The 16,848-nt window shown below is 40.7% G+C and carries 8 protein-coding genes; all 8 read left to right on the plus strand.

Annotated elements, in window-relative coordinates; translation table 11 throughout:
• Positions 1-9: 9 nt before the first annotated feature.
• The gene (locus AWH02_RS04070) at positions 10-549 is read left to right on the plus strand and encodes a hypothetical protein (RefSeq protein ID WP_060553178.1); all 540 of its coding nucleotides are present in this window, start codon (positions 10-12) and stop codon (positions 547-549) included.
• A gap of 244 nt (positions 550-793) precedes the next feature.
• Positions 794-1,207, plus strand: a complete 414-nt coding sequence (gene rpsL / locus AWH02_RS04075; protein WP_008808225.1) for a 30S ribosomal protein S12 — start codon at positions 794-796, stop codon at positions 1,205-1,207.
• 19 nt (positions 1,208-1,226) lie between these two features.
• Positions 1,227-1,697 carry a 30S ribosomal protein S7 gene (gene rpsG, locus AWH02_RS04080; protein WP_008808226.1) on the plus strand — a complete coding sequence of 157 codons (471 nt, stop codon included), beginning with the start codon at positions 1,227-1,229 and terminating at the stop codon, positions 1,695-1,697.
• A gap of 417 nt (positions 1,698-2,114) precedes the next feature.
• Entirely contained in the window at positions 2,115-4,196 is a 2,082-nt protein-coding gene (gene fusA / locus AWH02_RS04085) for an elongation factor G (RefSeq protein ID WP_045634430.1), read from the plus strand.
• A gap of 232 nt (positions 4,197-4,428) precedes the next feature.
• Entirely contained in the window at positions 4,429-5,439 is a 1,011-nt protein-coding gene (gene gap, locus AWH02_RS04090) for a type I glyceraldehyde-3-phosphate dehydrogenase (RefSeq protein WP_045505322.1), read from the plus strand.
• 246 nt (positions 5,440-5,685) lie between these two features.
• Positions 5,686-10,434 carry an endo-beta-N-acetylglucosaminidase gene (locus AWH02_RS04095; protein WP_081041918.1) on the plus strand — a complete coding sequence of 1,583 codons (4,749 nt, stop codon included), beginning with the start codon at positions 5,686-5,688 and terminating at the stop codon, positions 10,432-10,434.
• 286 nt (positions 10,435-10,720) lie between these two features.
• A complete protein-coding gene (locus AWH02_RS04100) occupies positions 10,721-11,920 on the plus strand; it encodes a phosphoglycerate kinase (protein WP_011999746.1) in 1,200 nt (399 codons plus the stop codon).
• Between the two features lie 182 nt (positions 11,921-12,102).
• Entirely contained in the window at positions 12,103-16,605 is a 4,503-nt protein-coding gene (locus AWH02_RS04105; protein WP_060954906.1) for an antigen I/II family LPXTG-anchored adhesin, read from the plus strand.
• Positions 16,606-16,848: the final 243 nt, after the last annotated feature.

Raw genomic sequence — 16,848 nt, forward strand, 5'->3', positions numbered from 1 at the left:
AAAAGGATTATGAGAAGTATATTTGAGAAATTTGACCGAATTCCAATTTGGGTTCGGATCGGAGTTTTGCTACTATTAATAGCGATTTTAATTACTGGCTTGTTCTTTATAAAGCCTAACTACAAAACAAGCCACCAGTCCTCAACAGTTGCTACATACAGCCGTGCGTCCAGTTCCAAAGTTGATTCATCTAATGAAAAGACTTCTTCTAATCAGGATAAAGCGAAAAATTCAGATACACAAAGTCTTGCTAATGCAGAAACTCTTGTGAAGGAATTAGAAGCTGAGCAGACCGAAGAAAACTTGTCACTTGCGCAGGCATCAGTTGACAAGGTGAAGGATCTAGATGCTAAAGCTAGGTTGCAGGATAGGATTCAGGCAGTTAAAGATACCATAGCTGCAAACCGAGCTGCAAATGCTGCGCAACCACAAATTCAACAGCAACCGGTCTATCAAGCGCCTACAATCCAAACTCCAGCAGCACCTTCAACTGTTGATACTCAAACACAAACTGAAGAAGCCCCTTCTGCTAACACAACCACACAATAAGAGAAGCTTTCAAGAGCTTCTCTTTTTTATAAAGGTTCATGATTCACAAAGTAAAAAGGGCAAAAAATGAAGAAACCTATTGACTCGCCAAACGGCCCGTGTTATAATGATAGACGGTACTTTTTACTTTTGGTCTCTCAAAAGTGTACAGAGACGTGCTGACAAATGTTGCAAAAGTACACACAGATGGTAGCTGTCACCAAGTGTACCATCACCAAAATTAAAAAAATACAGGAGAATGTAGATGCCTACAATTAACCAATTGGTTCGCAAACCGCGTAAATCAAAAGTAGAAAAATCTAAATCACCAGCATTGAACGTTGGTTACAATAGTTTGAAACGTGTTCCAACTAACGAAAGTGCACCTCAAAAACGTGGTGTAGCGACTCGTGTCGGAACTATGACACCTAAAAAACCTAACTCTGCCCTTCGTAAATTTGCTCGTGTACGTTTGAGTAACTTGATCGAAGTAACTGCTTATATCCCAGGTATCGGACACAACTTGCAAGAGCACAGTGTTGTGCTTCTTCGTGGTGGACGTGTAAAAGACCTTCCAGGGGTACGTTACCATATCGTTCGTGGTGCGCTTGATACAGCAGGTGTTACTGATCGTAAACAAGGCCGTTCTAAATACGGTACTAAAAAACCAAAAGCATAAGGAAAGGGGATAAAGAGAAATGAGTCGTAAAAACCGTGCGCCTAAGCGCGAAGTATTGCCAGATCCGCTTTACAATTCAAAATTAGTTACTCGTCTTATCAACCGCGTTATGCTTGATGGTAAACGTGGTACAGCCGCTTCTATTGTATATGGAGCATTCGAGCAAATCAAAGAAGCTACTGGAACTGACGCACTTGAAGTATTTGAAACAGCGATGGAAAACATCATGCCTGTTCTTGAAGTACGTGCTCGCCGTGTTGGTGGATCTAACTACCAAGTACCGGTTGAAGTTCGTCCAGAACGTCGTACAACATTGGGACTTCGTTGGTTGGTAACAATCGCTCGCCTTCGTGGTGAACACACAATGCAAGACCGTCTTGCAAAAGAAATCATGGATGCTGCTAACAACACTGGTGCAGCTGTTAAGAAACGCGAAGATACTCACCGTATGGCTGAAGCCAACCGTGCCTTCGCACACTTCCGTTGGTAATATAGGATGCGAAAGCGTTAAGAAAGTCCCAGAGAAAATAGGGAATCGAAGCAGGTTGCGATTGCAACCAATGAGATTCATCTTTTTCTCCAGACTTTTAGCTTGAGCTCAACTAGATCATGATGCTAGGAACGGTAAGGATGCAAAGTGAAAATAGGAAACTGACGCAGTATTCGATGAATACAAGGAAGTTTATCTTTTTCACACAGCATTCCGTTCCAGCTCAAATAGGCTAGGTCGAGCTTTTAGCCCGAGTTCAATTGAGCTTGGTCAGCTCTTAGCTACAATTCAACTTATCTACAAGTTGAAACCAACAAAATCAGATAAACATTGAGAACGGGTAGGTCCTGCCTATCCGTTTTTGCTAAATAATGTTATAATAAACTGTAAAATAAATTAATAGGAGAAAATAACCTCATGGCACGCGAATTTTCACTTGAAAAAACACGTAATATCGGTATCATGGCTCACGTCGATGCTGGTAAAACAACTACAACTGAGCGTATCCTTTACTACACTGGTAAAATTCACAAAATCGGTGAAACTCACGAAGGTGCGTCACAAATGGACTGGATGGAGCAAGAGCAAGAACGTGGTATCACAATCACATCTGCTGCGACAACAGCTCAATGGAACAACCACCGCGTAAACATCATCGACACACCAGGACACGTGGACTTCACAATTGAAGTACAACGTTCTCTTCGTGTATTGGATGGTGCGGTTACCGTTCTTGACTCACAATCAGGTGTTGAGCCTCAAACAGAAACAGTTTGGCGCCAAGCTACTGAATACGGAGTTCCTCGTATTGTATTTGCTAACAAAATGGACAAAATCGGTGCTGACTTCCTTTACTCAGTAAGCACTCTTCATGACCGTCTTCAAGCAAACGCTCACCCAATTCAATTGCCAATCGGTGCTGAGGATGACTTCCGTGGTATCATTGACTTGATCAAGATGAAAGCTGAAATCTATACTAACGACCTAGGTACAGATATCTTGGAAGAGGATATTCCTGCTGAATACCTTGAACAAGCACAAGAATACCGTGAAAAATTGGTGGAAGCAGTTGCGGAAACTGATGAAGACTTGATGATGAAATACCTTGAAGGTGAAGAAATCACTAACGAAGAATTGAAAGCTGGTATCCGTAAAGCAACTATCAATGTTGAGTTCTTCCCAGTATTGTGTGGTTCAGCCTTCAAGAACAAGGGTGTTCAATTGATGCTTGATGCAGTTATCGATTACTTGCCAAGCCCACTTGATATCCCAGCAATCAAAGGTATCAACCCAGATACAGATGAAGAAGAAACTCGTCCAGCATCTGATGAAGAGCCATTTGCAGCTCTTGCCTTCAAGATCATGACTGACCCATTCGTAGGTCGTTTGACATTCTTCCGTGTATACTCAGGTGTTCTTCAATCAGGTTCTTACGTATTGAACACTTCTAAAGGTAAACGTGAACGTATCGGACGTATCCTTCAAATGCACGCTAACAGTCGTCAAGAAATTGAAACAGTATATTCTGGTGATATCGCTGCTGCCGTAGGTTTGAAAGATACTACTACTGGTGACTCATTGACAGATGAAAAAGCTAAAATCATCCTTGAGTCTATCAACGTTCCAGAACCAGTTATCCAATTGATGGTTGAGCCTAAGTCTAAGGCTGACCAAGACAAGATGGGTATTGCCCTTCAAAAATTGGCTGAAGAAGATCCAACTTTCCGTGTTGAAACAAACGTTGAAACTGGTGAAACAGTTATCTCTGGTATGGGTGAGCTTCACTTGGATGTCCTTGTTGACCGTATGCGTCGTGAGTTCAAGGTTGAAGCAAACGTAGGTGCTCCTCAAGTATCTTACCGTGAAACTTTCCGCGCCCCTACTCAAGCTCGTGGATTCTTCAAACGCCAATCTGGTGGTAAAGGTCAATTCGGTGACGTTTGGATTGAATTTACTCCAAATGAAGAAGGTAAAGGATTCGAGTTTGAAAATGCTATCGTCGGTGGTGTGGTTCCACGTGAATTCATTCCAGCTGTAGAAAAAGGTTTGATTGAGTCAATGGCTAATGGTGTCCTTGCTGGTTACCCAATCGTTGACGTGAAAGCTAAACTTTACGATGGTTCATATCACGATGTCGACTCATCTGAAACAGCCTTCAAGGTTGCGGCTTCACTTGCATTGAAAGAAGCTGCTAAGACTGCACAACCAGCTATCCTTGAGCCAATGATGTTGGTAACAATCACTGTTCCTGAAGAAAACCTTGGTGACGTTATGGGTCACGTAACAGCTCGTCGTGGACGCGTTGATGGTATGGAAGCACATGGTAACAGCCAAATCGTTCGTGCCTATGTACCACTTGCTGAAATGTTCGGTTATGCAACAGTTCTTCGTTCTGCATCACAAGGACGTGGTACTTTCATGATGGTATTTGACCACTACGAAGATGTACCTAAGTCAGTACAAGAAGAAATTATCAAAAAACATAAAGGTGAAGCATAATAGCTCTGCCTGAGCACCCTCTAAGGGTGCTTTTTTTCTCTCAAAAAAGCTATCTGAAAATATCCTTGAAAAAGATTTGAAAGAATGAACAAGTTTCTCTTACAATGATGAAATCAGTTGCATTTTATATCAAATAGGTATATAATAATAATGTTGAAAAGTGATTTGTAGCAACTCAAGTTACTCTTTTCACATAAAATATTTATTGATTTTCATAAGGAGGAAATCACGAATGGTAGTTAAAGTTGGTATTAACGGTTTCGGTCGTATCGGTCGTCTTGCATTCCGTCGTATCCAAAACGTAGAAGGTGTTGAAGTTACTCGCATCAACGACCTTACAGATCCTGTAATGCTTGCACATCTGTTGAAATATGACACAACTCAAGGTCGTTTCGACGGTACTGTTGAAGTAAAAGAAGGTGGATTCGAAGTTAACGGTAAATTCGTTAAAGTTTCTGCTGAACGTGACCCAGAAAACATTGACTGGGCTAACGACGGTGTAGAAATCGTTCTTGAAGCAACTGGTTTCTTTGCTACTAAAGCAGCTGCTGAAAAACACTTGCATGCTGGTGGTGCTAAGAAAGTTGTTATCACTGCTCCTGGTGGATCAGATGTTAAAACAGTCGTATTTAACACTAACCACGATATTCTTGATGGTACTGAAACAGTTATCTCAGGTGCTTCATGTACTACAAACTGCTTGGCTCCAATGGCTAAAGCTCTTCAAGATAACTTCGGTGTTGTTGAAGGATTGATGACTACTATCCACGCTTACACTGGTGACCAAATGATCCTTGACGGTCCACACCGTAAAGGTGACCTTCGTCGTGCACGCGCTGGTGCTGCTAACATCGTTCCTAACTCAACTGGTGCTGCTAAAGCAATCGGTTTGGTTATCCCTGAATTGAACGGTAAATTGGACGGAGCTGCACAACGCGTTCCTACTCCAACTGGATCAGTAACTGAATTGGTAGTTGTTCTTGAAAAGAACGTTACTGTTGATGAAGTAAATGCAGCTATGAAAGCTGTTGCTAACGAATCATACGGTTACACTGAAGATCCAATCGTTTCTTCAGACGTTGTAGGTATGTCTTACGGTTCATTGTTTGACGCAACTCAAACTAAAGTTCTTGACGTTGACGGTAAACAATTGGTTAAAGTTGTATCATGGTACGACAACGAAATGTCATACACTGCACAACTTGTACGTACTCTTGAATACTTCGCGAAAATCGCTAAATAATTCATAGTATAGAAAAAGAGAGCTTAGCTCTCTTTTTTTGTACTTTTTTTAGAGATTTAAGCCCTATTTATAGGATGAGATAGAAAGGATTGACAATGAAAGTAAGCAAAGGGTAGAATGGTTTTGAATGAAGTTTTCTTTTTTTTTAAAGAGAAATGTAAGCGATTACTTAAAAAGGAGTGGTGTTAGTATTTAGAATTGGATAGTCGCAAAACTAAGAAAAGAAGAGAAGGAGTCAAGGTAAACATGGAATTTTATAAAAAGCAAAAATTTAGCATCAGAAAGTTAAGCTTGGGAGTTTGTTCTGTTTTAGTTGGAATAGCTCTTTTTGGAGTGGCAAATGTTTCAGCAGAAGAGAAGCTTACAGACTTGTCCCAAGCTAGTGATGTGGCTTTAGTCAATGCGGATGCCCCGAAGGAAGAGGCGGCAGGGGAAGCACAAGGGAAACCTGCTTCAGAGGAGGCAAGTCAAGCAGCACAGCCAGATACAGAAAATCAAGCAGTTGTTGAAGATAAAAAACCAGTAGTAGAGAGTCAAGATATGGCAACTGTCGCAGAGAAAGAGGAAAAACCTGCAACTAAGGAAGCAAAAGTCGTAGAGGATCTACCGAGTCAAGAAGATAAAAAACTAAAGCCAAAAGAAGTTAAGTTTGATACTTGGCAAGATCTGCTAAATTGGAAACCTGGGGATCGAGAAGATGATGATATAAACCGTGCTAGCGTACCTTTGGCTGAACGTTATCAAGGGCATCAAATTAATCAACAAGCAAATCCAGAGGCTAAGGTTCAGGCTTTATCCAATATGAACTCCAAAGCACTTGACCATGCTTCTGTTGGCGGTGAGGAATTTAAGGCCTATGCCTTTGATTATTGGCAATACTTACACTCAATGGTTTTCTGGGATGGGCTAGTCCCTACTTCAGATGTCATTGATGCTGCGCATAGAAATGGCGTTCCTATCTATGGTACCCTCTTTTTTAATTGGTCTTCCAGCGCTAAGGATCAGGAACGATTTGCAGAAGCTTTAAAAGAAGATTCTGAAGGTTCAAAGACCTTCCCTATTGCTCGTAAATTAGTTGAGCTTGCCAAGTATTATGGTTATGATGGCTATTTTATTAACCAAGAAACAACCGGTAGTCAGGTAGAGCCTTTAGGCCCTAAAATGCGTGACTTCTTGCTCTATACAAAAGAGTATGCACGTTCTTTGAATTACCCGATTAAATATTCTTGGTATGATGCCATGACCTACGAATATGGTCGTTATCATGAAAATGCTCTTGGAGAATACAATTATCAGTTTATGCAGACTAAAGACGGTGAAAATCCAGTCGATACTTTCTTTGCTAACTTTAACTGGGGTAAAGCAGAGACAGATTATTCAATCAGTACTGCAAAATGGATTAAACGCAATCCTTACGATGTTTTGGCTGGGATAGAGTTACAAAAGGGCGGTTCTTACAAGACCAATGTGGACTGGGATGCCATATTAGATGAAAATGGGAAACTCCGTCTTTCTCTAGGTCTCTATGCACCTGATACTATCACTGGCCTTGGTAAAACGGGCGAGGGCTACCATATTCACGAAAATTACTTCTGGACAGGTTTCCAAGGAGATCCTAGTAAGGGGAAACCATCTGACCAAACTTGGTATGGTATGTCAAACTTGGTAGTTGATAAAACAGCTATCACTAAACCTGATTTTAATACTTCATTTAATACTGGCCACGGGAAACGTTGGTTTGTAGATGGAAAAGTTTCTAAAGATGGAGAATGGAACTATCGTTCGGTATCCGGCTTCTTGCCGACTTGGCGTTGGTGGATTCAGCACTCGGAAGGTAGTGGACCTCTGAAGGGGCGTTATGATTTTGATGAAGCCTATAACGGTGGAAATTCACTAGCTTTTGAGGGAAACTTGGATGCAAATAGTAGCCAGAATGTTATGCTTTATTCAACTAAGATTCCAGTTAGTGATAAGACCAAACTTAGCCTAACGCATAAAGGTGGTCAAGGAACGAGTGCTTGGGTTGCTCTTGCGACCAAACCAGATTATTCTGAGTACGAATGGAAAGAACTCAAAACTAGCAAAGACTGGAAGACAGAGACCTTTGACTTATCTTCTCTAGCTGGTAAAACGATTTATGGGGTTAAGATGTTCTTTGACCACGACAGAGATGTCAAAGATTATAAGTTTAATCTAGGTCAATTATCCATCTATGCTAACCAAGAGAAACCAGCTGCGCCAAAGGATGTCGTTGTAAAAGCTAAACGTCTTCAAAATGCTCAGGAAGCCGAAGCCTTGCTACAGTTTAAGGGAAGTGCAGATGCTGATTACTATGAAATATATGAAAAAGATGGGGACCAATGGCGTCTAGTAACAGGAACTTCTGGCACATCAGCTTATTTGGCTAAGGTGACTCGTTCAGCTAGTGCCAAGGGTAGTAAGCAAGAGCTAAAAGTCGTTGCGGTAGGAAAGAACGGTCTTCGTTCAGAAGCAGGGACGGTTGACTTTGATTGGGGTATGCAAGTTTCCGATACTTCTTTACCAAAACCTTTAGCGCCGAATGTAGTTTTAGGAGCCAAAGTGATCGGTTCAAGCTTCCCTGATGCAGATGGAAGCGAAGGTATTGAAGGCATGCTGAATGGTACTATTACTAGTCTGTCAGATAAATGGTCTTCTGCCCAACTAAGCGGAACGGTAGACATTCGTTTGACTCAACCACGCACGGTAACCCGCTGGGTTATGGAACATGCTGGAGCCGGCGGAGAGTCTGTTGATGATGGTAAGATGAATACGCGAGACTTTGATCTATATTACAAGGATGAAGCTGGCGAATGGAAATTAGCCAAGGCTGTCCGGGGCAATAAGGACCATGTGTCAGATATTGTATTAGATAAGCCGATTCGAGCACAAGACTGGCGCTTAGATGTCATTACAGCTGATAACGGGACTCCATGGCGGGCAATTCGGATTTATAACTGGAAGATGTATGAAAGCTTAGATACTGAGACAGTAAATATTCCGATGAAAAATGCTGCTGCGCGTGTTCTTGGAAATGGACACGTTCAAGTAGGTTTTAAAGATGTTGCAGCTAAAACAACAGTATCACTATATGAAAGTAGCGATGCAAAACAAGCGATTGCAACTATGACAGCCGATAAGGATGGCAATCTTATCTTTAAACCTCTTGCATTTGCTAAATTGCCTAGCTTACTATATTATCGCTCACAAGTTGCAGGTAAGGATATTAGTAATGTGCTAGCTATTGAAGTGCCTAAAGAAGACAAAGAAATTTCTAAGGTCGAACTTGAAACAGCACCTGAAAGAAAAGTTTATCGTCAAGGAGATGCTCTATCTCTGAAGGGCGGTACTATTCGTGTCGGCTTTAAGGGTGGAGAAGCGGACCAGTTAATTCAGCTATCAAATAGCGGAGTTGAAGTAACTGGCTATGATCCTTCTAAATTAGGAGAGCAGCATTTACAAGTATCTTATCTGGGCCAAAAACTGGATCAATCACTGACAGTTTATGTTGTCAGTCATAGTGAAGCAGGAGAGAAGGCACCTGTGGGACTGGAATTGATTGAAAAACCAAAAACAGACTACATTGTTGGTGAAAATCTTGAGACCCAGGGGGGACGTTTCCGACTAGTTTTTGATGATGAAACAACTGAAGAACATGCTTTAGATGAAACAGATGTCCAAGTCACAGGATATGATGCTCACAAAGAAGGACGCCAAACAATTTCGATTAGTTATCGTGGTGTGACGACAACTTATGATGTGTTTGTATCGCCAAAACCAGCTCTAAATGATGAATATTTGAAGCAAAAATTGGCAGAAGCCACTGCTGTGCAAAATAAGGTTGATTTCAGCTTTGCAAGTCAGGAAAATAAAGATGCCTTACTCAAGGAAATCGCAAGTGCAGAGCAAATCCTGAAAGACCATGATACAAGTACACAAGGACAGGTTGACGAAAGTCTGTCTAAACTGACTCAAGCATTTAAGGCTTTGGATGGCCGAAAGAATTTTGCAACCAAAACTTCTGAATTGGATACTTTGGCAACAGAAGCCCAAAACTTGCTTGCACAAAAGCCAAATCATCCTTTTGGAGATGCTTTAGTCAATTTATTGAATAAAAATAAAGATCTATTGGCCTCTTCAGAAGTAAGTCCAGAAGCGCTTGAAACAGCTAAAACTTCTCTTCAAGCGTTGATTGCTCTACTTAAAGAAGACAAACCGGCTGTCTTTGTGGATTCAGCTACAGGAGTTGAAGTTCAATTTTCAAATAAGGAAACCACTCCAGTTAAAGGTTTGAAAGTCGGAGTTGTTGAGGCTAATGCTGCGGAAAAAGAAGCCTTTGCAGGTAGACTTGGTAAGGTATATGACATAGAGGGAGTAGATAAAGAGGGACGAGATATTGATACCCAGCATGCTTCTCTCGTTAAAATACCAGTAGAAGCTGGCAAGGAAGTTGAACAAGTTCTCTTCTTCCCAGTTAATCAGCCAGTTCAATCTTTAGCCTTTGAGCAAGTAGGCAATGAGATTATCTTTACAGCACCTCACTTTACTCACTATGCTCTTGTCTACAAGACAGCAAAAGCAAGTGAGCCTGACCAGCCACTCAAGCCTAATCAACCATCTGAACCTGATAAGCCTACTGTTCCAAGTAATGATCATTCTAAACCACTTCAACCTCAATTACCAGGTGATGGTCATTTGAGTCCAGTTCAACCGAATGCAAATTCAACTGTTGAGCGTCTAAACTATCAAGAAAAGGATAAAGGATCTACAGGTTATCAAAGTCAGAACTTGGCAAACTCGTCTTCTCAATCAGTCAAGGAAGAAGTTGATTCTAAAGATGTGAAAGAAGAAAACACTGTAACGTCTGCAGGCAACTTACCAAATACCGCTAGTCAAGAAACAGCATTCGTAGCAGAGTCAATCCTTTTGGCGGCTCTCGGTGGCCTTCTCCTAGCAGGTAAGAAAAAAGAAGATTAAGAAATCAATGTAATTAGATGTAAAGGAAAAAGGCGTTTGTAAAAAGACTGCTAACCTGACTAAATTATCGAACCTCCCGTAAACTGCATATGGGAGGTTTGGTTGTTTTAGATGAGGAGCTTTTAAGGTATAAAAACAACTTATTACGGTTTAAGTGTGAATGAATTGACTACTTTGCTGATGAAACGGATATAATTAAGCAGGGGAAATGATTGGATTTTGCTACCTCTTTTGCATCTTTTGTGATATAATTATCATGTATTAAAAATAGAAGGAGTCATATCCAATGGCAAAATTGACTGTAAAAGACGTTGACTTGAAAGGGAAAAAAGTTCTCGTTCGTGTTGACTTTAACGTTCCTGTAAAAGATGGCGTGATCACAAATGACAACCGTATCACTGCAGCTCTTCCAACTATCAAGTACATCCTTGAACAAGGTGGACGTGCAATCCTCTTCTCTCACCTTGGACGTGTAAAAGAAGAAGCAGACAAAGAAGGTAAATCACTTGCTCCTGTAGCTGCTGACTTGGCTGCTAAATTGGGTCAAGACGTTAAGTTTATCCCAGGTGTAACTCGTGGTGCTGAATTGGAAGCAGCAATCAATGCTCTTGAAGATGGACAAGTTCTCTTGGTTGAAAACACTCGTTTTGAAGATGTTGACGGCAAGAAAGAATCTAAAAACGATCCTGAACTTGGTAAATACTGGGCATCACTTGGAGATGGTATCTTCGTAAACGATGCATTTGGTACAGCACACCGTGCACACGCATCTAACGTAGGTATCTCAGCAAACGTTGAAAAAGCTGTTGCTGGTTTCCTTCTTGAAAATGAAATTGCCTACATCCAAGAAGCAGTTGAAGCTCCAGAACGTCCATTCGTGGCTATCCTTGGTGGTTCAAAAGTATCTGACAAGATCGGTGTTATCGAAAACTTGCTTGAAAAAGCTGATAAAGTCCTTATCGGTGGTGGGATGACTTACACATTCTACAAAGCGCAAGGTATCGAAATCGGTAACTCACTTGTAGAAGAAGACAAATTGGATGTTGCTAAAGCTCTTCTTGAAAAAGCAAACGGTAAATTGATCTTGCCAGTTGACTCAAAAGAAGCAAACGCTTTTGCAGACTATACTGAAGTAAAAGATACTGAAGGTGAAGCAGTGGATCCAGGCTTCCTTGGTCTTGACATCGGTCCTAAATCTATCGCTAAATTTGATGAAGCTTTGACTGGTGCTAAAACAGTTGTTTGGAACGGACCTATGGGTGTATTTGAAAACCCTGACTTCCAAGCTGGTACAATCGGTGTCATGGATGCTATCGTGAAACAGCCAGGCGTTAAATCAATCATCGGTGGTGGTGACTCAGCTGCTGCAGCTATCAACCTTGGCCGTGCAGACAAATTCTCTTGGATCTCTACTGGTGGTGGTGCTTCAATGGAACTTCTTGAAGGTAAAGTTCTACCAGGTCTTGCAGCACTTACAGAGAAATAAGATATCATAAAAAGATGGCTTTTAGCCATCTTTTTATCTAATATTCTAACCTGATTTTGTGGATAAGAGGCTTTCATCTGTTCTTTAGAAAAAAAGTAGATAAAATAGTTGCATACAGTCTGTAAAACTGCTATTATTAGACTGATGTATAAAACTAATTATGCTTAAAGGAAAGGGATTAAATGAACAAAAGAAAAGAAGTTTTTGGTTTTCGTAAAAGTAAAGTCGCTAAGACTTTATGTGGAGCTGTCTTAGGGGCGGCTTTGATTGCTATTGCAGATCAGCAAGTTTTGGCTGATGAAGTTACAGAAACAAATAGTACAGCAAATGTAGCAGTCACTACAACTGGAAATCCAGCTACTAATCTGCCTGAAGCACAGGGAGAAGCGACTGAAGCAGCAAGCCAAAGTCAAGCACAGGCTGGTTCTAAAGATGGTGCTCTGCCAGTAGAAGTATCTGCTGATGATTTAAATAAAGCAGTGACGGATGCCAAAGCAGCAGGTGTCAATGTTGTACAAGATCAAACAAGCGATAAAGGTACAGCCACAACTGCCGCAGAAAATGCGCAAAAGCAAGCTGAAATCAAGAGTGATTACGCTAAACAAGCAGAAGAAATAAAGAAAACAACTGAAGCTTATAAAAAAGAAGTAGAGGCTCATCAGGCTGAAACAGATAAAATCAATGCTGAAAACAAAGCTGCTGAAGATAAGTATCAAGAAGATTTGAAAGCTCATCAAGCTGAAGTTGAAAAAATCAACAATGCTAATGCGACAGCAAAGGCAGAATATGAAGCGAAGCTAGCTCAATATCAAAAAGATTTAGCCGCTGTTCAAAAAGCTAATGAAGACAGTCAGCTTGATTATCAAAATAAGCTTTCAGCTTACCAAGCAGAATTGGCTCGTGTTCAAAAAGCGAATGCTGAAGCTAAAGAAGCTTATGAAAAAGCAGTAAAGGAAAATACTGCTAAAAATGCTGCACTCCAAGCTGAAAATGAAGCGATTAAGCAACGCAATGAAACTGCCAAAGCAAACTATGACGCAGCGATGAAGCAGTATGAAGCAGATCTTGCAGCTATTAAAAAAGCTAAGGAAGATAATGATGCTGACTACCAAGCAAAATTAGCAGCTTACCAAGCGGAGTTGGCACGTGTTCAAAAGGCAAATGCTGATGCTAAAGCAGCCTATGAAAAAGCTGTTGAAGAAAACACAGCTAAAAATACAGCCATTCAAGCTGAAAATGAAGCCATTAAGCAACGGAATGCCGCAGCTAAAGCGACTTATGAAGCAGCATTGAAGCAATATGAAGCAGATTTGGCAGCAGTAAAGAAAGCCAACGAAGACAGTGAAGCAGACTATCAAGCTAAGCTAGCCGAATATCAGACGGAATTGGCTCGTGTTCAAAAGGCAAATGCGGATGCTAAAGCAGCTTATGAGAAGGCCGTTGAAGACAACAAGGCAAAAAATGCAGCGCTCCAAGCTGAAAACGAAGAAATCAAGCAACGTAATGCCGCAGCTAAAACTGACTATGAAGCAAAATTAGCTAAATATGAAGCTGATCTTGCCAAATATAAGAAAGAGTTGGCTGAGTATCCGGCTAAGTTGAAGGCTTATGAAGATGAACAGGCCAAAATTAAAGCTGCCCTTGCAGAACTTGAAAATCATAAAAACGAAGATGGTAACTTGTCAGAGCCGTCTGCTCAAAGCTTAGTGTATGATTCAGAGCCAAATGCACAGTTATCATTGACAACTAATGGAAAAATGCTGAAAGCTTCTGCAGTTGATGAGGCCTTTAGTCATGATACAGCTCAATATTCTAAAAAGATTCTTCAGCCTGATAACCTTAATGTTAGTTACCTTCAACAAGCCGATGATGTGACTTCTTCCATGGAACTTTACGGCAATTTCGGGGATAAGGCTGGTTGGACAACCACTGTCGGCAATGACACAGTGGTAAAATTTGCATCTGTCCTCTTGGAACGCGGTCAAAGCGTGACAGCTACCTATACAAATCTTGAAAAATCTTACTATAATGGTAAAAAGATTTCTAAGGTCGTCTTCAAGTATACACTTGATTCCGATTCAAAATTCAAAAATGTTGACAAGGCTTGGTTAGGTATCTTTACCGATCCAACTCTAGGTGTCTTTGCCTCTGCTTATAATGGTGTACCTGAAAAGAACACGTCCATTTTTATTAAAAATGAATTTACCTTCTATGATGAAGATGGGAAACCGATTGATTTTGACAATGCTCTTCTATCTGTTGCTTCCCTCAACCGAGAACATAACTCCATTGAGATGGCTAAAGACTATACTGGAACTTTCGTTAAGATTTCAGGTTCTTCTATTGGAGAAAAAGATGGCAAGATTTACGCAACTGATACTCTCAATTTTAGGAAAGATCAGGGTGGTGCCCGCTGGACTATGTATAAACGGGGCGGCGAAGAAGGATCAGGTTGGGACAGTTCTGATGCACCTAACTCTTGGTATGGAGCTGGTGCCATCCGTATGTCTGGTCCAAACAATAGCGTAACAGTAGGGGCTATCTCTGCTACTCTAGTAATGCCTGAATCTCAAATGCCAGTTGTTTCTGGAAAAGATAATACGGAAGCTAAAAGACCAAATATTTGGTATTCACTAAACGGTAAGATTCGTGCGGTCAATGTGCCTAGGGTTACCAAGGAAAAACCAACTCCACCAGTAGCGCCAACTGAACCACAAGCTCCTACTTATGAAGTGGAAAAACCATTGGAGCCAGCACCGGTAGCACCGACATATGAAAATGAGCCAACTCCACCAGTTAAGACTCCAGACCAACCGGAGCCGTCAAAACCGGAAGAGCCAACATATGATCCATTGCCAACTCCACCGCTAGCACCAACTCCTAAGCAGTTGCCGACTCCACCAGTTGTACCGACAGTTCATTTCCACTATAGCAGTTTATTAGCTCAGCCTCAGATTAATAAAGAAATTAAGAATGAGGATGGTGTAGATATTGATCGGACATTGGTTGCTAAACAGTCAATTGTTAAGTTTGAATTGAAAACTGAAGCGTTGACAGCTGGACGTCCAAAAACTACTTCATTTGTATTGGTAGATCCGCTACCAACTGGTTATAAGTTTGACTTGGATGCAACTAAGGCTGCAAGTACAGGCTTTGATACAACTTATGATGAAGCCAGTCATACTGTAACCTTTAAGGCGACTGATGAGACATTGGCAAGTTACAATGCTGATTTAACTAAACCTGTTGAGACTCTTCATCCAACGGTTGTTGGTCGAGTCTTGAACGATGGGGCAACTTATACGAATAACTTCACTTTGACAGTCAATGATGCTTATGGTATTAAGTCAAATGTTGTTCGTGTAACGACTCCTGGTAAACCAAATGATCCTGATAATCCAAATAACAACTATATTAAGCCAACGAAAGTAAATAAGAATAAAGAAGGTCTTAATATCGATGGAAAAGAAGTTTTAGCTGGTTCAACCAACTACTACGAATTAACATGGGATTTGGATCAATATAAAGGCGATAAATCTTCTAAGGAGGCAATCCAAAACGGCTTCTACTACGTAGATGATTATCCAGAGGAAGCTTTAGATGTTCGCCCTGATTTGGTTAAGGTTGCAGATGAAAAAGGAAATCAAGTATCAGGTGTCAGCGTTCAACAATATGACAGTCTAGAAGCTGCTCCTAAGAAAGTTCAAGACTTGTTGAAGAAAGCTAACATTACTGTTAAGGGTGCTTTCCAACTCTTCTCTGCTGATAATCCAGAAGAATTTTACAAGCAATACGTAGCAACTGGAACATCACTAGTCATTACAGATCCGATGACTGTTAAGTCTGAATTTGGTAAGACAGGTGGTAAGTATGAAAACAAGGCCTATCAAATTGATTTCGGAAATGGCTATGCTACAGAAGTAGTGGTTAACAACGTACCGAAAATCACACCGAAAAAAGACGTAACAGTGAGCCTAGATCCAACTAGTGAAAATCTGGATGGCCAAACAATTCAATTGTATCAAACGTTTAACTATCGTCTGATTGGTGGCCTCATTCCACAAAATCATTCAGAGGAATTAGAAGATTACAGCTTTGTGGATGATTATGACCAAGCTGGTGATCAGTATACTGGTAATTACAAGACATTCAGCTCTCTGAACTTGACAATGAAAGATGGTTCAGTGATTAAGGCAGGTACAGATCTAACGTCTCAAACAACTGCTGAAACAGATGCTACAAATGGTATTGTAACTGTTCGTTTCAAGGAAGACTTCTTACAAAAGATTAGTTTGGATTCTCCATTCCAAGCTGAAACTTACCTTCAAATGCGCAGAATTGCTATTGGAACATTTGAAAATACTTATGTAAATACTGTTAATAAGGTTGCTTATGCATCTAACACAGTACGTACAACAACTCCAATACCAAGAACACCAGACAAACCGACACCAATTCCAACGCCAAAACCAAAGGATCCTGACAAACCTGAGACACCAAAAGAACCAAAAGTTCCTAGTCCAAAAGTTGAAGATCCTTCAGCACCAATTCCTGTTTCTGTTGGTAAAGAATTAACTACACTTCCAAAAACAGGAACAAATGATGCGACTTATATGCCTTACTTAGGCTTGGCTGCCCTTGTTGGTTTCTTAGGATTAGGTCTAGCAAAGCGCAAAGAAGATTAATCAAATAGCTTGAACTTATTTCATCTTTGCTGTTTCTGTCAGCTATTCTGAGTTGGTAATTTAGGACTCTATAGATTTTAAGGCTGGAACCCAGTGTTCCGGCCTTATTTCTTTTTTACTTTTCTATATAATTTATGTATCAGAAATATATAGAATTTGTAATCATTTCAAAATATTGGGATAAGATAACTGACATCTAAATAAGGTATGATTATGCTAACATCAAATTTTGCGGAGAAAATC

It is taken from the genome of Streptococcus gordonii (genome assembly GCF_001553855.1).
GTDB lineage: Bacteria > Bacillota > Bacilli > Lactobacillales > Streptococcaceae > Streptococcus > Streptococcus gordonii.